Below are 18549 nucleotides of genomic sequence, written 5' to 3'. Positions count from 1 at the left end.
TTGCCGAAACGACCGGACAACCCCCGCCGCTATTCTGTCTTTTTCTTTCAATTAAGCGACACCCCCAGGTTTTGCCCCCAAGCGCCAGCTTCCCTTGCCAACAATCGGCGCTCTACACTGTACCGGTACAGTTGCCGGGGGCATTTTCCGCGAGGGTATCCAAGATATCTGACCCGGTTCTGCTGCTACGGCGCCAGGACTATAAAAACTACAACAGCATGAGTGGAGCACTATGACTAAGGCTACTAAGCAGATTTCCAAACTGTTTGCCGCTATGGTTCTGGCCGGGGTTGCCAGCCATTCGTTTGCCGCCGACACCATCAAGATCGGCATCGCCGGCCCGAAAACCGGCCCTGTAGCCCAATACGGCGACATGCAGTTCAGTGGCGCGAAAATGGCCATCGAACAGATCAACGCCAAGGGCGGCGTCGACGGCAAGCAACTGGTCGCCGTTGAATACGATGACGCCTGTGATCCAAAACAAGCGGTCGCGGTCGCGAACAAAGTCGTCAACGACGGCATCAAGTTCGTGGTCGGCCACCTGTGCTCCAGCTCCACCCAGCCAGCTTCCGACATCTACGAAGACGAAGGCGTGATCATGATCACTCCGGCGGCCACCAGCCCGGACATCACCGCTCGCGGCTACAAGATGATCTTCCGTACCATCGGCCTGGACAGCGCCCAAGGCCCAGCGGCCGGCAACTACATCGCCGACCACGTCAAGCCGAAGATCGTTGCGGTCCTGCACGACAAGCAGCAGTACGGTGAAGGCATCGCCAGCGCCGTGAAGAAAACCCTCGAAGGCAAAGGCGTGAAAGTGGCCGTCTTCGAAGGCGTGAACGCCGGCGACAAAGACTTCTCCTCGATGATCGCCAAGCTCAAGCAAGCCAACGTCGACTTCGTCTACTACGGCGGCTACCACCCGGAGCTGGGCCTGATCCTGCGTCAATCCCAGGAAAAAGGCCTGAAGGCCAAGTTCATGGGTCCGGAAGGCGTGGGTAACGACTCCATCTCGCAAATCGCCAAGGAATCTTCCGAAGGCCTGCTGGTGACCCTGCCGAAATCCTTCGACCAGGATCCGGCCAACGTTGCCCTGGCTGATGCGTTCAAGGCCAAGAAAGAAGACCCGAGCGGTCCGTTCGTATTCCCGTCCTACTCCGCTGTGACCGTGATCGCCGACGCGATCAAGGCTGCCAAGAGCGAAGACGCGACCAAAGTGGCTGAAGCCATCCACGCCGGCACCTTCAAGACGCCTACCGGTGACTTGAGCTTCGACAAGAACGGCGACCTGAAGGACTTCAAGTTCGTGGTCTACGAGTGGCATTTCGGCAAACCTAAAACCGAAGCTTCGCCTCAGTAAGGCCTGGCCTGACTGACTGCCAATAAAGCCCACGGCGTGCCGTGGGCTTTGTTTTAAATGTATTGGGCCGCGCTGGCGTGATCCGCCAGTCTCCCCACCTGAAAATCTCAAAACCGTCATCAGCGGTTCGCTGGCAAACCTCGAGTCCGAAGTGGATGCAGATCCATGGGGCCCGGGCGGGAAAATGACTCCACCAGTGAAATGCGTATCAGGTTTTTAGGAGCGCTGTAATGCCTGACATCTATCACTTCTTCCAGCAGCTGGTTAACGGCCTGACCGTTGGCAGCACGTATGCCCTGATCGCCATCGGCTATACGATGGTCTACGGCATCATTGGAATGATCAACTTCGCCCACGGCGAGGTCTACATGATCGGCTCCTACGTGGCGTTCATCGCCATCGCCGGGCTGGCCATGATGGGACTCGACAGTGTCCCGCTGTTGATGACCGCGGCTTTCATCGCGAGCATCGTGGTCACCAGTTCCTATGGCTACAGCATCGAACGGATCGCCTACCGCCCCCTGCGCGGCAGCAACCGTCTGATCCCGTTGATTTCCGCCATCGGTATGTCGATCTTCCTGCAGAACACGGTACTGCTTTCGCAAGACTCCAAGGACAAATCCATTCCCAACCTGATCCCGGGCAACTTCGCCATCGGGCCAGGCGGGGCACATGAAGTGCTGATTTCCTACATGCAAATCGTGGTGTTCGTGGTGACCCTGGTCGCCATGCTCGGCCTCACGCTGTTCATCTCCCGTTCCCGTCTGGGCCGCGCCTGCCGCGCCTGTGCCGAGGACATCAAGATGGCCAACCTGCTGGGCATCAACACCAACAACATCATCGCGCTGACCTTCGTCATCGGTGCGGCCCTGGCCGCCATCGCCGCGGTGCTGTTGAGCATGCAATACGGCGTGATCAACCCCAACGCCGGCTTCCTGGTGGGCCTGAAAGCCTTCACCGCCGCGGTACTGGGCGGCATCGGCAGCATCCCCGGCGCCATGCTCGGCGGGCTGGTGCTGGGCGTGGCCGAAGCCTTTGGCGCCGACATCTTCGGCGACCAGTACAAGGACGTCGTGGCATTCGGCTTGTTGGTTCTGGTTCTGTTATTCCGGCCGACCGGCATCCTGGGCCGCCCGGAGGTTGAAAAAGTATGACTAGGCATCTCAAATCGGCGCTTTTCAGCGCCCTGCTGGTCTGGGCCGTGGCCTACCCGGTACTGGGTCTTAAACTGACCATCGTCGGCATCAACCTGGAAGTGCACGGCACCAGCCCGGCCATCCTGGCGACCATCGCCGTGTGCTCGCTGCTGATGTTCGTGCGCGTGCTGTTCAGCACGCAGATCAGCGCGGCGTGGAAGTCTTCGCCCGGCCTGCCGGTGATGCCGGCCAAGGCCAGCAACTTCCTGACCCTGCCGAGCACCCAGCGCTGGATCGTGCTGGGCTTGATCGTCGTGGCCCTGGTGTGGCCGTTCTTCGGTTCGCGCGGCGCGGTGGACATCGCCACGCTGATCCTGATCTACGTGATGCTGGGCCTGGGCCTGAACATCGTCGTAGGCCTGGCCGGCCTGCTGGACCTGGGTTACGTCGGTTTCTACGCCGTCGGCGCCTACAGCTACGCGCTGCTGTCCCATTACTTCGGCCTGAGCTTCTGGATCTGCCTGCCGATTGCCGGGATGATGGCCGCCACCTTCGGTTTCCTGCTGGGTTTCCCGGTCCTGCGCTTGCGCGGCGACTACCTGGCGATCGTGACCCTGGGTTTTGGCGAGATCATCCGCCTGTTCCTACGCAACCTGACCGACATCACCGGTGGCCCGAACGGCATCAGCAACATCGAGAAACCGACGTTCTTCGGCCTGACCTTCGAACGTAAAGCCGCCGAAGGCTTGCAGACCTTCCACGAGTACTTCGGCCTGGAATACAGCTCGATCAACAAGGTGATCTTCCTCTACCTGGTTGCTCTGTTGCTGGCCCTGGCCGCGTTGTTCGTCATCAACCGCCTGCTGCGCATGCCGATCGGCCGTGCGTGGGAAGCGCTGCGTGAAGACGAAATCGCTTGCCGTGCCCTGGGTCTCAACCCCACCGTGATCAAACTGTCGGCCTTTACCCTCGGCGCTGCGTTCGCCGGTTTTGCCGGCAGCTTCTTCGCTGCTCGCCAGGGCCTGGTGACACCGGAATCCTTCACCTTCATCGAGTCGGCGATCATCCTTGCCATCGTGGTACTGGGCGGGATGGGCTCGCAACTGGGCGTGATCCTGGCGGCGATCGTGATGATCCTGCTGCCGGAAATGATGCGTGAATTCAGTGAATACCGCATGTTGATGTTCGGCGCCTTGATGGTGCTGATGATGATCTGGCGTCCTCAAGGTCTGCTGCCTATGCAACGCCCCCACATGGAGCTGCGCAAATGAGCCGCGAGATCCTGAAAGTCGAAAACCTGAGCATGCGCTTCGGCGGTTTGCTGGCGGTCAACGGCGTAGCCCTGACCGTGCAAGAGAAGCAAGTGGTTGCCCTCATCGGGCCGAACGGCGCGGGCAAGACCACCGTGTTCAACTGCCTGACCGGCTTCTACCAGCCAACTGGCGGCACCATCCTGCTGGACGGCGAGCCCATCCAGGGCCTGCCCGGTCACCACATCGCCCGCAAGGGCGTGGTGCGCACCTTCCAGAACGTGCGGCTGTTCAAGGACATGACAGCGGTCGAGAACCTGTTGATCGCCCAGCACCGTCACTTGAACACCAACTTCTTTGCCGGCCTGTTCAAGACCCCGGCGTTTCGCAAGAGCGAACGCGAGGCCATGGAATACGCCGAGTACTGGCTGGACAAGGTCAACCTCACCGAGTTTGCCAACCGTACCGCCGGGACCCTGGCCTACGGTCAGCAACGGCGCCTGGAAATCGCCCGCTGCATGATGACCCGCCCGCGGATCCTCATGCTCGACGAACCGGCCGCCGGCCTGAACCCGAAGGAAACCGAAGACCTGAAGGCGCTGATCGGCGTGCTGCGTGAGGAGCACAACGTCACCGTGCTGCTGATCGAGCACGACATGAAGCTGGTCATGAGCATTTCCGACCACATCGTCGTGATCAACCAGGGCACGCCCCTGGCCGACGGCACGCCGGAGCAGATCCGCGACAATCCTGAAGTGATCAAAGCCTACCTGGGGGAAGCGTAAATGCTGCAGTTCGAAAACGTTTCCACCTTCTACGGCAAGATCCAGGCCCTGCACAGCGTCAACGTCGAGGTCCGCCAAGGCGAAATCGTCACGCTGATCGGTGCCAACGGCGCCGGCAAATCCACGTTGTTGATGACGCTCTGCGGTTCGCCCCAGGCCCACAGCGGCAGCATCCGCTACATGGGTGAGGAATTGGTGGGCCAGGACTCGGCGCAGATCATGCGCAAGAGCATCGCCGTGGTGCCTGAGGGCCGTCGGGTATTTGCCCGATTGACCGTGGAAGAAAACCTCGCCATGGGCGGTTTTTTCACTGACAAGGGCGACTATCAGGAACAGATGGACAAGGTCTTGCACCTTTTCCCACGCCTGAAAGAACGCTTTACCCAGCGCGGCGGCACCATGTCCGGCGGCGAACAGCAAATGCTCGCCATCGGCCGTGCGCTGATGAGCAAGCCCAAGCTGCTGCTGCTCGACGAGCCGTCCCTGGGACTGGCACCGATCATCATCCAGCAGATCTTCGACATCATCGAACAGCTGCGCAAGGATGGCGTGACGGTGTTCCTGGTGGAGCAGAACGCCAACCAGGCGCTGAAAATCGCCGACCGGGCGTACGTGCTGGAGAATGGTCGCGTGGTGATGCAAGGCACCGGTGAAGCCTTGCTGACCGACCCGAAAGTGCGCGAGGCGTACTTGGGCGGTTAAGTCTGCGCAATGAAAAAAACGGCCTTCGGGCCGTTTTTTTTTGCCCTTCGTAAAATGAGTGCCTTTGTGGCGAGGGAGCTTGCTCCCGCTCGGTTGCGCAGCGACCGCAACACCTTGGGGCCGCTTCGCGGCCCAGCGGGAGCAAGCTCCCTCGCCACGGGTGTGGGGAAAACCGAAAAAAATCTGCAGACGCTGTAACGCTTTCCCATCTCCCTCCTCTAGTTCAGTAGACCGGCACTAACGCCGGTTCATTTCCCTGAAGACTGGAGAATCACCATGACTGCTTCGACCCGCACCCTGTCCGCCACCGCCCTGGTCCTGGCCCTGGGTTCTGCCCTGAGCATGACAGCCGTCTCGACCGTCCACGCAGCCGACGACACCATGGAGAAATGCTTCGGCGTTGCCCTAAAAGGCAAGAACGATTGCGCCGCCGGTGCCGGCACCACCTGCGCCGGTACGGCAAAAATGGATTACCAGGGCAACGCCTGGAAATCGGTGCCAAAAGGCACTTGCACCACCTTGGAGAGCAAAACTTCCCCGACCGGTTTCGGCCAGCTCGAAGCGTTCAAAGCCAAGTCCTGATCGCAACTGCCTGAGGCCCGTCACCATGTTGAAGACCCCTTCCCTCGCCCTTGATAGCCGGTTGCCGCCCAAGGCGGGGCTGGGGCTCAAGAGCGAGCATTTTCGTGAAGTGCTCCAGACCCGACCGGATCTGGGCTTTTTCGAAGTGCACGCGGAAAACTACATGGTGGCGGGCGGGCCGCTTCATTACTTCCTGGGGCGGATACGCGAGCAGTACCCGCTGTCATTGCATGGTGTCGGTCTGTCGATCGGTGGGGAGGGGCCGCTGGATGTTGCGCATCTGCAGCGCCTGGCCGCATTGATCGAACGCTATCAGCCCCAGTCTTTTTCCGAACACCTGGCCTGGTCCAGCCACGGCCCGGTGTTCCTCAATGACCTGCTCCCCCTGGCCTACGACGAAGCAACCCTCGACCGCGTCTGCCAGCACATCGATCAGGTCCAGAGCAGCCTCAAACGCGTGCTGTTGCTGGAAAACCCGGCCACCTACCTGGCCCTCGAAGCCTCGACCCTCGACGAGCCACACTTCATCAGCGAAGTGATCCGCCGTACTGGCTGCGGCCTGCTGCTGGATGTGAACAACGTCTACGTTTCGTGCATCAACCACTGCCGCGACCCCTTGGCCTACCTCGATGCCCTGCCCTTGCAGGCGACCGGCGAAATTCACCTTGCAGGCTTTGCCGAAGACACCGACAGCCTCGGCGAGCGCCTGCTGATAGACGATCACGGCGCCCCCGTCGACCACGCCGTCTGGCAACTGTATCTCAAGGTGCTGGAGCGGATCGGGCCGGTGGCCACTTTGATCGAGCGCGACAACCACGTTCCTGCGTGGGAGGTGCTGCTGGCCGAAGCGCGACAGGCCGATCGGCTGTTGAGTGCCACGGGAGCACGGTCATGAGCAATCAACACGCCTTCACCGCCGCCCTGCTCGACCCGCGCAAAGCGTGTCCGCCCGGCTTGGTCAGCGCCAACGGCGCGGCCCCGGAAAGCCGTTTCGCGGTGTACCGCAATAACGTGCTCGGTTCATTGATCAACGCCCTGGCCGACAACTATCCGGTGGTGGTGCATCTGGTGGGAGAGGAATTCTTTCGGGCCATGGCCGGGGTCTACGTCCAATCGACAGCGCCGCGAAGCCCGGTGATGAGCGACTACGGGGACGACTTTGCCGAGTTCATCAAACACTTCGAACCCGCCGCCAGCGTGCCGTACCTGACGGACGTCGCTCGCCTGGAGCGACTGCATCTACAAGCTTGGCATGCCGCCGACGCCGAGCCCATGGCGGAAGAACAAATTGTAAAGGCGCTGTCGTCCCCCACGCTGGCGGGGCACCTGAAGATTGGGCTCCACCCGTCACTGCGCCTGCTGCAATCGCCCTTCGCCGTGGTGACGATCTGGGCCGCCCATCAGCACCAGACGCCGGTGCCGTTCGAAGCGTTCCCCGCGCAAAACGCCTTGGTGCTGCGCCACGGCCTGGACGTGAAGGTGTTTGCGATCAGTCACGCTGCCCATGGCTTTATCACGGCCCTGCAACAGGGGGTGTCCCTGATTGCAGCCATTGAAGCCTCAAACGACCTCGACCTGGAACACACCCTGGCGGGCCTCATCCGTCACCAGGCCATCACTCACCTCCTCGCCGAACAGGTGTCTCCATGAACGCCCTGATTGCCGGTTTCATTCAATGGCTGGAGAAAATCCCCCACAGCCTGATCGCCTTCGTTGCACGTTTCTCGATTGCCGCGGTGTTCTGGAAATCCGGCCAGACCAAAATCGAAGGCCTGGCCATCGACCTGCTCGATGGCACCTTCCAGATCGGCCTGCCGCACCTGGCGGACTCGACCATTCCCCTGTTCAAAAGCGAATACGCCCTGCCGCTGCTGTCGCCGGAACTGGCCGCGTACCTGGCGGCCTCAGCCGAGCATGTGTTCCCGATCCTGATCCTGCTTGGCCTGGCGACACGCTTTTCGGCGCTGGCCTTGCTCGGCATGACCGTGACCATCCAGCTGTTCGTCTACCCGGACGCCTACCCGACCCATGGCACCTGGGCAGCAGTCTTGCTCTACCTGATGGCCCGTGGGCCGGGGCTGCTGTCGATCGATCACGGAATTGCCAAGCGCTACGCCCACGCCTGACCCTGTCGGAGAACCCTGTGGGAGCGAGCTTGCTCGCGATAGCGGTGGGTCAGCTTGCACAAATGCCGGATGGGCCACCGCCATCGCGAGCAAGCTCGCTCCCACAGGGGAACTAGACAGGTCGAAAAATCCAGGCATCCCACCGGGACTGACCAATGGCTGGACTATCGCTGCAGTCGATCCAACGCCTCGCCGCTGCGCTTGAACCAGTCGATCAAGTAGTCGGCCAGCACCTGGGTGCGTTTGGGCAGGCCGCCCTGGTACGGGTGCACCAGGTACATCGGCATGCGCCGGGTCTGGTAATCGCGCAGCAGCCAATGCAGGCGTCCGTCAGCCAACTCTTCATGCAGCAGGTACGACGGCAGCCGGGCGATTCCGGCATCAGCCAGGGCGGCTTTTTTCAGCAGGCTGTAATGATTGCTGGCGAACGGCCCCGAGACGCGGACCCTCAGCAATTCGTGTTGCTGGTGGTAAAGCCATTCTTCCCGACCGCTGTAGTGGCTGTTGAGCAAGCAACGGTGCTCGGCCAGGGCCTGGGGCGTCCCGGGTGCGCCGTAACGCTCCAAGTAGGCCGGGCTGGCGCAGGTCATTTCGTGCCACGCCAGCAGTGGCCGGGCCACCAGCCGTTCATCGATGGCAGCGTCGGAACGGATCGCCAGGTCGAAACCATCGCGGCTCAAGTCACGGTAACCGTTGTTGAGCTCCAGTTCGATCTGCACGTCGGGATAGGTGCGAGCGAACTCCGTCAACAAACCCTCGAAGAACGTTTCGCCCAACGAAACCGGCACCGTCATACGCACCGGCCCGGAGATGTCATCCTTCAACCGCGCCAATGCCTGACGCGCCCTTTCTACCTGCACCAACAATGCCTGGGCCTGGGGCAACAACGCCGCCCCTGCCGCCGTGAGGCTCAAGCGCCGAGTGGTGCGTTGCAGCAGCACCACTGAAAAGCGCTTCTCCAACAGGCTGATACGCTTGGACAACTGGCCCTTGCTGCACCCCAACTGCTGGGCCGCCAAGGTGAAACTGCCGGCCTCTATCAACACGGCAAATGCCGCCAGGTCATCCATTTCGCTCATTGGATTGTTTCCAAATGAAAACCAAAGGTTGCCTATTAGCATGATTATCAATGGAAAGAACCCCTCTAGACTGAAAACTCATTCAACCCATTGAGGAACAGCTCATGAAAATCCTGTTGATCGGCGCCAACGGCACCATCGGTTCGGCCATCGATAACGAACTGTCGCCCCGCCACGAAATCGTTCGGATCGGCCGTCACAGCGGTGAACTGCAAGTGGATATCAGCGACAGCGCCTCGATTCGCGCTATGTTCGAGAAGACCGGCCGTTTCGATGCCTTGGTCTGCGCCGCCGGCAACGTCACCTTTGCGCCCCTGGCCGAGATGACCGAAGACAGCTTTGCCCTGGGTTTGAAAGACAAACTGATGGGCCAGGTCAACCTGCTGCTGATCGGCCGCGAATTCGCCAATGATGGCGCATCCTTCACCTTCACCACCGGCGTGCTCAGCCACGATCCGATCAAGAGTGGTGCCTCGGCGGCCCTGGTCAACGGGGCCCTGGACAGCTTCGTGCGCGCTGCGGCAATCGAGTTGCCACGGGGCATGCGGGTCAACTCGGTGAGCCCGAACGTGCTGCTGGAAGCCATGGACAAATACGCGCCTTATTTCCGCGGCTTCAAGCCCGTACTTGCAGTGGACGTGGCATTGGCCTACGCCAAGAGCGTCGAAGGCTTGCAAACCGGTCAGACGTTTCACGTGGGTTGACCGATCACCTACTCGTGTAGGAGCTGCCGAAGGCTGCGATCTTTTGATCTTTTGATCTTTGGTCTTTCAATCAAGACTCAATTGCCGGGGGAAAGATCGCAGCCTCGTTGCACTCGACAGCTCCTACACAGCTCCTACACCGCTCCTACACCGCTCCTATGGGTTGTGATGTGGGATCAGTCTGAGTAACGTGGCGACACTTGTCTGGAGACCCAATGATGCGTGCCGCTCGTTCCCTGTTGTTTGTCGCCCTCCTCCCGCTTTTCGCCGGCTGCCAGTTGCTCGAAGCGCCGCGCCAGAGCGCGTCCCATGCCGGGCAAACGCGTATGCAAGGCGAACTGACGGCGGCGGATGGCAAGCTGATGTTCCAGCCCTGCCAGGAACAGCGCCGCTACATCGTCAATGACGCCGGCGGCACCAGCGTCCTGCAGCAAGCCGCCACCCTGGCGGACGACAGCGGCAAATTGTTTGCCGACCTGCGTGGCCGCATCGTTTCCAGCGCATCGGCCGGTACCGACAGCCAGTTGGACGTCGAGCAACTGTATCGCCTGGAACCTTCGGGGACCATTTGCGACAACATTGACTTCAAACGCATGATTCTGCGCGCAACGGGCCACAGTCCGGAATGGACCCTCACGGCCAGCGGCAAGGGCCTGGTACTGGATCGCGTAGGTCAGCCGCCACTGGCAGTGCCTTATGTCGAAGAGCAATTGGGCGATGGCCGCTTCAACCTCGGCACCGAAGCCAACGGCGAGAAGGTCGAACTCTGGGTGACACCAGCACGCTGTGTCGACAGCGCCACTGGCAGCGTGCAGCACATGAGCGCCGAATTGCGGGTCAACGGCCAAGTCCAGCGCGGCTGCGCCTACTTCGGTGGCGCGCGCGACGACTGATTCACCGCTTTTGGCTTATAATCGCCGGTTCACGCCCTGGTGCAGTTGTGCATCCCGCGAACCGGACCCCGCCATGTTACGAATCACCGAACTCAAGCTGCCAATCGATCACCCCGAAGACGACCTGCGCCCTGCCATCCTGCAGCGCCTGGGCATCGCCAGCGATGACCTGCTCGACTTCACCTTGTTCAAGCGCAGCTACGACGCGCGCAAGAAATCCTCGGAACTGTGCTTCATCTACACCCTCGACCTGACGGTGCGCGATGAAGCCAGCCTGCTGCGCAAGTTCGCCGATGACCGTAACGTCAACGAAGCGCCGGATGTCAGTTACAAAGTGGTGGGCCAGGCGCCGACCGACCTGAGCGAACGGCCGATCGTGGTCGGCTTCGGCCCGTGCGGGATCTTCGCCGCCCTGTTGCTGGCACAGATGGGCTTCAAGCCGATCATCCTCGAGCGTGGCCCGGAAGTGCGCCAGCGCACCAAGGACACCTGGGGCCTGTGGCGCAAAAGCGTGCTCAACCCCGAGTCCAACGTGCAGTTCGGTGAAGGTGGCGCGGGGACGTTTTCCGACGGCAAGCTCTACAGCCAGATCAAGGATCCGAAATTCCTCGGTCGCAAGGTCCTGCACGAATTCGTCAAGGCCGGTGCGCCGGAAGAAATCCTCTACGTCAGCAAACCGCACATCGGCACCTTCCGCCTGACAGGCGTGGTGGAAACGATGCGCGAGCAGATTCGCGCCCTGGGCGGTGAAGTGCGCTTCGGGCAGCGGGTCACCGACGTTTTGATCGAAGACGGTCAACTGGTTGGCGTCGAGCTGGCCAGCGGTGAGCAGATCCATTCGAAACACGTAATCCTGGCCTTGGGCCACAGCGCCCGGGACACGTTCCGCATGCTCCACGGTCGGGGCGTGTACATGGAAGCCAAGCCGTTCTCGGTGGGTTTCCGTATCGAACACCCGCAATCGCTGATCGACAGTGCGCGCCTGGGCAAATACGCTGGCCATCCGAAACTCGGCGCCGCCGACTACAAGCTGGTGCACCACGCCAAGAATGGTCGTTCGGTGTACAGCTTCTGCATGTGCCCGGGCGGCACCGTGGTGGCGGCGACGTCCGAGCCGAACCGCGTCGTGACCAACGGCATGAGCCAGTATTCGCGCAATGAGCGCAACGCCAACTCCGGCATCGTCGTCGGCATTACCCCGGACGTGGATTATCCAGGTGGCCCACTGGCCGGGATCGAATTGCAGGAACGCCTGGAATCCCATGCGTTCGTGCTCGGCGGCAGCAACTACGAGGCTCCGGCGCAACTGGTGGGCGACTTCATCGCCGGCAAGCCGTCTACAGCCCTGGGCAGCGTCGAACCTTCCTACAAACCAGGGGTGTCCCTCGGTGACTTGGCCTTGGCCCTGCCGGATTTCGCCATCGAAGCTATCCGCGAGGCCCTGCCGGCGTTCGAGAAACAGATCCGCGGCTACTCGCTGCATGACGCCGTGCTGACCGGCATCGAAACCCGCACCTCATCGCCCCTGCGCATCACCCGAAACGAGTCGCTGCAGAGCCTGAACGTCAAGGGCCTGTTCCCGGCGGGTGAAGGCGCCGGCTACGCGGGCGGGATCCTGTCGGCGGGGGTGGACGGGATTCGGATTGCCGAGGCGGTGGCGCGGGATATCCTGGGTCTCGAGGGCTGAGGGGCCAATGCTGTTCACTCAAGGCAGCGTCTTGCCTAAATAGACAGCATCACCCTGTGGGACGAGCTTGCTCGCGATGGCGGCCTGGCATTCAACACAGCTGTTGACTGATCCACCGCTATCGCGAGCAAGCTCGCTCCCACAAGGGATCTCGGGGGCTTTCAGATTCAGATATTCGCCCGCAACACACTCTCCGGCAGCGCCTCGCCCCGCTCCACACTCGCCGCCACGATGTCCATCAGCCCATTCAACTCATAACCCTGGGCCTTGAGCCACGCCGGGTCGTAATAGGTCGTGGCATAACGCTCGCCACCGTCACACAAGATCGCCACGATCGATCCCGATTCCCCGGCATCTGCCATCTGCCGGGCCGCCATGAGTGCGCCGATCAGGTTGGTGCCGCTGGACCCACCGACCCGTCGTCCCAAGCGCTCGGCCAGGTAGTGCATGGCCGCCAGTGACAAGGCATCCGGAACCTTGACCATCGCATCGATGACTTTCGGCAGGAACGACGCCTCGACCCGCGGCCGGCCGATGCCCTCGATGCGTGAACCGCAGTCCAGGCGCAGGCTCGCATCGCCACTGCGGTAGTAGTCGAAGAACACGGAACGCTCGGCGTCGGCGCATAACACGCGGGTGCCGTGCTGGCGGTAACGGACATAACGTCCCAGGGTCGCCGTGGTGCCGCCGGTGCCAGGGCTGGAAATCAGCCAAGCGGGTTCCGGATGCCGCTCGAAGCGCATCTGCTGGAAGATCGATTCGGCAATGTTGTTATTGGCCCGCCAGTCCGTGGCGCGCTCGGCGTAGGTGAACTGGTCGATGAAGTGCCCATCATGCTCGCGGGCCAAGCGTTCGGATTCGGCGTAGATCTGCGTAGGGTCGTCCACCAGGTGGCTCTGGCCGCCATAGAACGCAATCTGTGCGATTTTTTCCCTGGAGGTGGTCGCCGGCATCACCGCAATGAACGGCAGGCCCAGCAACCTGGCGAAGTAAGCCTCGGAAATCGCCGTCGAACCGCTGGAGGCCTCGATCACTGGCGCACCGGGCTTGAGCCAGCCGTTACACAACGCATAGAGAAACAGCGAGCGCGCCAGCCGATGCTTGAGGCTGCCGGTGGGATGGCTGGACTCATCCTTGAAATACAGTTCGATGCCCGGCAGGCCAGGCAGCGGCAGCGGAATCAGGTGGGTATCGGCGCTGCGCTGGAAGTCAGCCTCAATGATGCGGATCGCTTCGCGGGCCCACTGGCGATGGTCGTTCATGGTGTTTTCTCACTGATCGGTTCGACGCGGGGAAATCACGCGGTCGTGCAGGCAAAGGCTGGCGTTCGGAAAAACCAGACGCCAGCTTAGGAAAAAACCGACATCGCGCACAGGTACAGCTAAGGTCCAATATGGCCCGTAACTGCCGACTGCGTGGCGCAGGCCTTGTAACGACATATAACAAAAAAGAATATAACTTTTGTTTTAACAACTAACAGTACGGGTTAGGGTGTGCCATCTTTTTGATTCAATGAATGGAGAGCGATCGTGGCTCTACGCAATTCTCTGACACGTTTTTTTCAATTGGAGGCTGCCAGCGGCCTGCTGCTGATCGCTGCCGCCGTGCTGGCCCTGGTCATCAACAATTCGCCGCTGTCCTGGCTGTACAACGGCCTGCTCGACACGCCGGTGGTTGCCCAAGTCGGCGCGCTGAAGATCGCCAAACCCTTGCTGCTGTGGATCAACGATGGCCTGATGGCGATGTTCTTCCTGCTCATCGGTCTCGAGGTCAAGCGTGAGGTCCTCGATGGGCAGTTGTCGAAACCTTCGCAAATCGTCCTGCCAGGGGCGGCGGCGATTGGCGGTATGGTGGTGCCCGCCCTGATTTATTGGTTTCTCAACCGCGACAATCCTCCCGCCCTCGCTGGCTGGGCAATTCCCACCGCCACCGACATCGCGTTCGCCCTCGGTGTGCTGGCCTTGCTTGGCAAGCGGGTGCCGGTGTCGCTCAAGCTGTTCCTGATGACCCTGGCGATCATCGACGACCTGGGCGCCATTATCATCATCGCCATCTTCTACTCCGGCGCCCTGTCGACCTTGTCGCTCATGCTCGCGGCCGCCTGCATCGCCGCGTTGGTGGCGATGAACCGGATGGGGGTGGTCAAGCTCGGGCCCTACATGGTCGTGGGCCTGATCCTCTGGATCTGCGTACTCAAGAGCGGTGTCCATGCCACCCTGGCCGGGGTAACCCTGGCGTTCTGCATCCCGTTGCGCACGAGAAACGCCGAGACCTCGCCGCTGCTGACCCTGGAACATGCCCTGCATCCCTGGGTGGCCTACGGCATCCTGCCGCTGTTCGCTTTCGCCAATGCTGGCCTGTCCCTGAGCGGCGTCACCGTCGAAAGCTTCACCCATCACGTGCCGATGGGTATCGCCATCGGCCTGTTGCTGGGCAAGGCCGTCGGCGTCTTCGGCCTGACCTGGCTGGCGGTGAAAATCGGCATCGCCAGCCTGCCCGCCGGGGCCAATTGGGGGCAGATCCTGGGGGTGGCGATCCTTTGCGGGATCGGCTTTACCATGAGCCTGTTCGTTGGCTCCCTCGCGTTCGAGCCGGGTGTGAGTGACTACGCCGGCATGGATCGGATGGGGATTCTTACGGGTTCGATTCTGGCGGCGTTGTTGGGGTATGCGGTGACGGCGGCGGCTAGTCGTAAGCCTGCATTGCCAAGCTGATCTAGCTTTTTTAAAGCCATTCCGGACGGTGTGTATATCCGTTGCTGCGGTAACGGCCACTGGCGGTTCCGCTTTTACAGCGGGTCACTTTTGGAAAAGCGCCAAAAGTAACCAAAAGCGCTTTGCCCCACCACTCGGCACCTCGCCTAGGCTCGGTGTGCCCTCACTCCGGCATTGCTCCGTGGGCCGCCGCGAAGGGCCATCCATGGCCCAGCGCGGCTAACCCGGCATCCATGCCGGGTTGCCCACTGCGCAATGCCTGCGTTCGGCCAGCGTGGTTTAACGGGGCGCCCAGATCAAAATCAAGATCCAAAGCAAGAGCAAGAGCAAGAGCAAGCGGGGCATAGGCCGGCACTTATATGGCTGAGCCACCGCTATCGCGAGCAAGCTCGCTCCCACACTGGATCTGCGGTGAATACAAAACTCATGTCCGACACAGAACCACTGTGGGAGCGAGCTTGCTCGCGAAGAGGCCAGCCCATCCAGCATCTTCATCGACTGTGACATCGCCTTCGCGAGCAAGCCCGCTCCCACAGGAGGAACGCGGTCACCAGCATGAACCAGGTCGGCTATAAGGCCGCCTCGCTCGGCTTTTGATTTTGATCTGGGGCGCCCCGTTAACCACGCTGCCTTCGTGGCGTCTGAAAAAAGCGACCCGCCGTAAGGCGAAACCCTAAGCCGCCGTTACCGCAGCAACGGATATACACACCACCACTCAAAACAAAACCATAAAAAAACGGCGCCTTCCCTCCCAGGAATGAGCGCCGTTTTTTCTGACCTGACTCCGCTTAGTGCGATACGCGACTCGTGCCATCCACAGTGGAAATACGAACCCGCTCACCCACACGGAACACCTCGTTCTCCTGAACCTGCTGCACATAGGCACGCATACTGCCGTCATCTTCACGCACAGTGATTTCCACACCCTGGGTACGGGTCAGGCCTTCTTCAGTGGCGGAACCGATCAGGCCACCGGCCACGGCACCGATCACAGCAGCGACGATGCTGCCACGGCCACCACCAATGGCGCTGCCGCCCACACCACCGACCACGGCACCCGCCGCACCGCCGATCGGGGTCTTGGTGCCTTCGATCTTGACCGGACGCAGGGACTCGATGGTCCCCATGCGAATCGTCTGCACGCGACGCGCTTCGTCACGGGAGTAGGAGTCACCGGTCAGGCTCGACTGACAGCCAGTGAGCAACATCGCCATCGTGGAAAAGGAAGCAACCAGCAAAACAGACTTACGCATAGCATCAACTCCAAAAGACAGGGATTCATTAAACTCCCCGGCTTGACGCCTGTCACGGCCTTGCCGGGATAAAATTGTTTTCATTCAGGTGGGATACAGGCGCACCGGAAAAATTCACCAAACAGTAGCGCCAATTTACGAAACCTGCGTCATCAACCCAGGGATTTTTTCATGGATTATTTCATTATCGTCGTGACCACCGTGGCCGGCCTGTACTTCCACGGGTGGCTGTACGTGCGGATCAAACGCTGGATGGACCGCGACCTGGCGCTGTCGTTGGCGGGGCAGGACGAGCAGAAAAAGACCTATATGCTGCAACAATTGGCCCGCGCCCGGGAGCAAGGCATCAAGCGCCGAGACCTGCCGCAATGGTTGCAAACCGCTGCGGCAGGTTATCCGCCTAAGGCGCCAGGCGCTCGCGAGTCCAGTTCGCCCCTTGCAGGCGGTAGTTGAGGCGATCATGCAGGCGGCTCGGGCGGCCCTGCCAGAACTCGATGCGCTCGGGCAGCAAGCGGTAACCGCCCCAATGCTCCGGGCAATGGGGTTGGCTGTCACTGAAACGTTGCTCGGTAGCCTTGAGCAAATCGTCCAACTCCGCGCGCCCTGAAATCACCCGGCTCTGGGGTGAAGCCCAGGCGCCGAGACGGCTGCCCAGCGGGCGAACCTGGTAATAGGCGTCCGACTCTTGCGCCGTGACCTTGACCACTTTGCCTTCGATGCGCACCTGGCGTTCCAGGGCCGGCCAGAAAAACGTCATGGCCGCGAATGGATTCGCGGCCAGTTGTTGGCCCTTGGCGCTGTCGTAGTTGGTGAAGAACGTAAAGCCCAGGGCATCCAGCCCCTTGAGCAGCAGGATCCGGCAATGCGGGCGCCCGTCTGCATCCACCGTCGCCAGGGTCATGGCGTTGGCCTCCACCGGGGCCTGTTCGGTTTTCACCGCGTCAGCGAACCATTGGTGGAACAATGCAAACGGCTCGGCCGGGGCCTGTGCCTCGGTCAAGCCGTCGCGGGTGTAGTCGCGGCGCATATCAGCCAGCGGTTGGGTCATGGCGCATTCCTTATGGTTAGCCCATCACTGCTTCGGAGTCTCGGCGGCCGCGACTTTCTTGGTATCGGTGGCGGCTTTGGCCGGTTGGGGTTTCTTCGCCGGGGTGGCGGGCTTGGCCGGGGCTTTCTTTGCAGGCGCCTTGGCCGCGGCTTTTTTGGCCGGCGCTTTCTTGGCCGAGGCTTTCTTGGCCGAGGCTTTCTTGGTCGAAGCCACCGCTTTTTTAGCCGCAGGCGCAGGGGCCGGGGCCGCAGGTTTCACATCCTGGGCGGCTACCATGGTCACCGGGGCCGGCGCCGGCATGTTGTATTTGCTCAGCAGCGCAACCATGGTGTTGGCCGGCGTGACCAGCAGTTCCACACGACGGTTCAAGGCGCGACCCTCGACGCTGTCGTTGGCCGCACGTGGCGCCACTGCGCCCATGCCGCGCAGCATCAGGCGATCGCGTTGCAGGCCGCTGAGGCGGAAAATCGCCGCCACGGACTGGGCACGCTCCTGGCTGAGCTTGAGGTTGGCCGGGGCGGCGCCCGAGGTATCGGCATGGCCGAGAATCAGCACGGCGGTCTTCGGATCGGCCTCGAGGATCTTCGCCACGCGGGTGAACGGGCCGAGCGTCACAGGCAACAGCATGGCCGGGCGATCCGGGTTGAACGAGCCGTCCACAGGCGCGGTGACCACCAGCACGTTGTCACGGCGCTCAAGTTCGAGCTTGCTGTCCTTGATGGCGGTGCGCAGCTTCGGCTCGTAGTCGTCGAGCCAGGCCTGGGTAACTTTCGGATCGGGCATCGGCACCGCCTTGGCGGTTTCCTGATCCTTGCCGCCGAACGGCCACCACCACTTGCCGTTGCTTTCGGCTTCGGCCTTGGCAACCGCTGTTGGCGCCTTGGCCTCAGGCTTGGCTTCAGCCTTTGCTTCGGCTTTTCTGGCGGCGTCTGCGGCGGTTTCCTCGGAAGAGAACGGCCACCACCAATGGCTGGCGCCCTCAGCCTTGGCTTGCGGTGCGACGGCGGCCGGCTTCAGGGGCGCCACGGGCGCCGCTTCCTTGGCCGCTACCTTGTCGGAAGAACCGAATGGCCACCAGCCACTGCTGCCCTCGGCATCATTTTGTGGGGTTTGTGCGCAACCGGTGATAGCGAAGCACAGCGCCAGAGCGAGGGTTTTATTCGATGACATTGGATATCCACAAAATGATCTAGATGAAAAACAAGGCCATGTTTTGGCCGCATAAACAGA

The 18549-nt window shown here is 61.4% G+C and carries 19 protein-coding genes; 14 read left to right on the top strand and 5 right to left on the bottom strand.

All coding sequences use genetic code 11. The features are described from left to right. The first annotated feature begins 232 nt into the window (after positions 1-232). From ACLH0I_RS07240 to ACLH0I_RS07200, 9 genes are all read left to right on the top strand, one after another. Positions 233-1360: a branched-chain amino acid ABC transporter substrate-binding protein gene (locus ACLH0I_RS07240; protein WP_250963251.1), complete on the top strand. Its 1128-nt coding sequence runs from the start codon at positions 233-235 to the stop codon at positions 1358-1360. A 230-nt stretch (positions 1361-1590) separates the two neighbouring features. Then, positions 1591-2514, top strand: a complete 924-nt coding sequence (gene livH / locus ACLH0I_RS07235) for a high-affinity branched-chain amino acid ABC transporter permease LivH (RefSeq protein ID WP_014336891.1) — start codon at positions 1591-1593, stop codon at positions 2512-2514. Then, on the top strand, positions 2511-3767 hold the full coding sequence (locus ACLH0I_RS07230; protein ID WP_186708461.1) for a high-affinity branched-chain amino acid ABC transporter permease LivM: 1257 nt from the start codon (positions 2511-2513) through the stop codon (positions 3765-3767). Before livH ends, ACLH0I_RS07230 begins: the two co-directional genes overlap by 4 nt. Continuing rightward, complete coding sequence (gene livG / locus ACLH0I_RS07225; RefSeq protein ID WP_053119044.1) at positions 3764-4531, top strand: high-affinity branched-chain amino acid ABC transporter ATP-binding protein LivG; 768 nt, start codon at positions 3764-3766, stop codon at positions 4529-4531. The genes ACLH0I_RS07230 and livG overlap by 4 nt, the downstream gene beginning before the upstream one ends. After that, on the top strand, positions 4532-5233 hold the full coding sequence (locus ACLH0I_RS07220; protein WP_053119042.1) for an ABC transporter ATP-binding protein: 702 nt from the start codon (positions 4532-4534) through the stop codon (positions 5231-5233). A gap of 276 nt (positions 5234-5509) precedes the next feature. Then, a complete protein-coding gene (locus ACLH0I_RS07215) occupies positions 5510-5815 on the top strand; it encodes a DUF2282 domain-containing protein (protein WP_411386676.1) in 306 nt (101 codons plus the stop codon). Positions 5816-5840: 25 nt separating this feature from the next. Beyond that, positions 5841-6710: a DUF692 domain-containing protein gene (locus ACLH0I_RS07210; RefSeq protein WP_411386675.1), complete on the top strand. Its 870-nt coding sequence runs from the start codon at positions 5841-5843 to the stop codon at positions 6708-6710. After that, a complete protein-coding gene (locus ACLH0I_RS07205) occupies positions 6707-7465 on the top strand; it encodes a DUF2063 domain-containing protein (RefSeq protein WP_411386674.1) in 759 nt (252 codons plus the stop codon). The genes ACLH0I_RS07210 and ACLH0I_RS07205 overlap by 4 nt, the downstream gene beginning before the upstream one ends. Continuing rightward, positions 7462-7941, top strand: a complete 480-nt coding sequence (locus ACLH0I_RS07200) for a DoxX family protein (protein WP_411386673.1) — start codon at positions 7462-7464, stop codon at positions 7939-7941. Before ACLH0I_RS07205 ends, ACLH0I_RS07200 begins: the two co-directional genes overlap by 4 nt. 164 nt (positions 7942-8105) lie before the next feature. On the opposite strand, the gene ACLH0I_RS07195 is transcribed toward ACLH0I_RS07200, so the two are convergent. Next, positions 8106-9020: a LysR family transcriptional regulator gene (locus tag ACLH0I_RS07195; RefSeq protein WP_411386672.1), complete on the bottom strand. Its 915-nt coding sequence runs from the start codon at positions 9018-9020 to the stop codon at positions 8106-8108. A gap of 104 nt (positions 9021-9124) precedes the next feature. Here ACLH0I_RS07195 and ACLH0I_RS07190 point away from each other — a divergent pair, with 104 nt between their 5' ends. The 3 genes from ACLH0I_RS07190 (at position 9125) to ACLH0I_RS07180 (ending at position 12304) form a co-directional block, all read left to right on the top strand. Then, on the top strand, positions 9125-9724 hold the full coding sequence (locus ACLH0I_RS07190; protein ID WP_411386671.1) for a short chain dehydrogenase: 600 nt from the start codon (positions 9125-9127) through the stop codon (positions 9722-9724). Positions 9725-9942: 218 nt separating this feature from the next. After that, positions 9943-10617, top strand: coding sequence for a COG3650 family protein (locus tag ACLH0I_RS07185; RefSeq protein WP_411387471.1), 675 nt, complete (start codon positions 9943-9945; stop codon positions 10615-10617). A 73-nt stretch (positions 10618-10690) separates the two neighbouring features. After that, entirely contained in the window at positions 10691-12304 is a 1614-nt protein-coding gene (locus tag ACLH0I_RS07180) for an NAD(P)/FAD-dependent oxidoreductase (protein ID WP_411386670.1), read from the top strand. 167 nt (positions 12305-12471) lie between these two features. On the opposite strand, the gene ACLH0I_RS07175 is transcribed toward ACLH0I_RS07180, so the two are convergent. Beyond that, on the bottom strand, positions 12472-13566 hold the full coding sequence (locus tag ACLH0I_RS07175; protein ID WP_411386669.1) for a PLP-dependent cysteine synthase family protein: 1095 nt from the start codon (positions 13564-13566) through the stop codon (positions 12472-12474). Between the two features lie 267 nt (positions 13567-13833). On the opposite strand from ACLH0I_RS07175, the gene nhaA reads away from it, so the two are divergent. Then, entirely contained in the window at positions 13834-15018 is a 1185-nt protein-coding gene (nhaA, locus tag ACLH0I_RS07170; RefSeq protein WP_411386668.1) for a Na+/H+ antiporter NhaA, read from the top strand. Positions 15019-15806: 788 nt separating this feature from the next. Here the strand turns inward: nhaA and ACLH0I_RS07165 are convergent. Next, positions 15807-16271 carry a glycine zipper 2TM domain-containing protein gene (locus ACLH0I_RS07165; RefSeq protein ID WP_003184697.1) on the bottom strand — a complete coding sequence of 155 codons (465 nt, stop codon included), beginning with the start codon at positions 16269-16271 and terminating at the stop codon, positions 15807-15809. Positions 16272-16442: 171 nt separating this feature from the next. Between ACLH0I_RS07165 and ACLH0I_RS07160 the strand changes: the two genes are divergently transcribed. Then, on the top strand, positions 16443-16724 hold the full coding sequence (locus tag ACLH0I_RS07160; RefSeq protein ID WP_250965800.1) for a hypothetical protein: 282 nt from the start codon (positions 16443-16445) through the stop codon (positions 16722-16724). Here ACLH0I_RS07160 and pdxH read toward each other — a convergent pair. Then, the gene (gene pdxH / locus ACLH0I_RS07155; RefSeq protein WP_411386667.1) at positions 16672-17319 is read right to left on the bottom strand and encodes a pyridoxamine 5'-phosphate oxidase; all 648 of its coding nucleotides are present in this window, start codon (positions 17317-17319) and stop codon (positions 16672-16674) included. The two genes, ACLH0I_RS07160 and pdxH, sit on opposite strands and share 53 nt — an antisense overlap. A 24-nt stretch (positions 17320-17343) precedes the next feature. Then, a complete protein-coding gene (locus tag ACLH0I_RS07150) occupies positions 17344-18489 on the bottom strand; it encodes an OmpA family protein (protein WP_411386666.1) in 1146 nt (381 codons plus the stop codon). Between the last annotated feature and the right edge of the window lie 60 nt (positions 18490-18549).

The sequence above is a fragment of the Pseudomonas sp. MPB03 genome (assembly GCF_046605385.1).
In the GTDB taxonomy this organism is placed as follows: Bacteria; Pseudomonadota; Gammaproteobacteria; order Pseudomonadales; family Pseudomonadaceae; genus Aquipseudomonas; species Aquipseudomonas zanjanensis.
This window is presented reverse-complemented; position numbering and strand designations above follow the sequence as displayed.

Coding starts and splice junctions, on each gene's coding strand:
- ACLH0I_RS07190 (WP_411386671.1), top strand. CDS start 9,125: ATGAAAATCCTGTTGATCGGCGCCAACGGCACCATCGGTTCGGCCATC.
- ACLH0I_RS07160 (WP_250965800.1), top strand. CDS start 16,443: ATGGATTATTTCATTATCGTCGTGACCACCGTGGCCGGCCTGTACTTC.
- ACLH0I_RS07150 (WP_411386666.1), bottom strand. CDS start 18,489: ATGTCATCGAATAAAACCCTCGCTCTGGCGCTGTGCTTCGCTATCACC.
- ACLH0I_RS07195 (WP_411386672.1), bottom strand. CDS start 9,020: ATGAGCGAAATGGATGACCTGGCGGCATTTGCCGTGTTGATAGAGGCC.
- ACLH0I_RS07175 (WP_411386669.1), bottom strand. CDS start 13,566: ATGAACGACCATCGCCAGTGGGCCCGCGAAGCGATCCGCATCATTGAG.
- livH (WP_014336891.1), top strand. CDS start 1,591: ATGCCTGACATCTATCACTTCTTCCAGCAGCTGGTTAACGGCCTGACC.
- ACLH0I_RS07230 (WP_186708461.1), top strand. CDS start 2,511: ATGACTAGGCATCTCAAATCGGCGCTTTTCAGCGCCCTGCTGGTCTGG.
- pdxH (WP_411386667.1), bottom strand. CDS start 17,319: ATGACCCAACCGCTGGCTGATATGCGCCGCGACTACACCCGCGACGGC.
- ACLH0I_RS07240 (WP_250963251.1), top strand. CDS start 233: ATGACTAAGGCTACTAAGCAGATTTCCAAACTGTTTGCCGCTATGGTT.
- ACLH0I_RS07185 (WP_411387471.1), top strand. CDS start 9,943: ATGCGTGCCGCTCGTTCCCTGTTGTTTGTCGCCCTCCTCCCGCTTTTC.
- ACLH0I_RS07220 (WP_053119042.1), top strand. CDS start 4,532: ATGCTGCAGTTCGAAAACGTTTCCACCTTCTACGGCAAGATCCAGGCC.
- livG (WP_053119044.1), top strand. CDS start 3,764: ATGAGCCGCGAGATCCTGAAAGTCGAAAACCTGAGCATGCGCTTCGGC.
- ACLH0I_RS07215 (WP_411386676.1), top strand. CDS start 5,510: ATGACTGCTTCGACCCGCACCCTGTCCGCCACCGCCCTGGTCCTGGCC.
- ACLH0I_RS07200 (WP_411386673.1), top strand. CDS start 7,462: ATGAACGCCCTGATTGCCGGTTTCATTCAATGGCTGGAGAAAATCCCC.
- ACLH0I_RS07165 (WP_003184697.1), bottom strand. CDS start 16,271: ATGCGTAAGTCTGTTTTGCTGGTTGCTTCCTTTTCCACGATGGCGATG.
- ACLH0I_RS07210 (WP_411386675.1), top strand. CDS start 5,841: ATGTTGAAGACCCCTTCCCTCGCCCTTGATAGCCGGTTGCCGCCCAAG.
- ACLH0I_RS07180 (WP_411386670.1), top strand. CDS start 10,691: ATGTTACGAATCACCGAACTCAAGCTGCCAATCGATCACCCCGAAGAC.
- ACLH0I_RS07205 (WP_411386674.1), top strand. CDS start 6,707: ATGAGCAATCAACACGCCTTCACCGCCGCCCTGCTCGACCCGCGCAAA.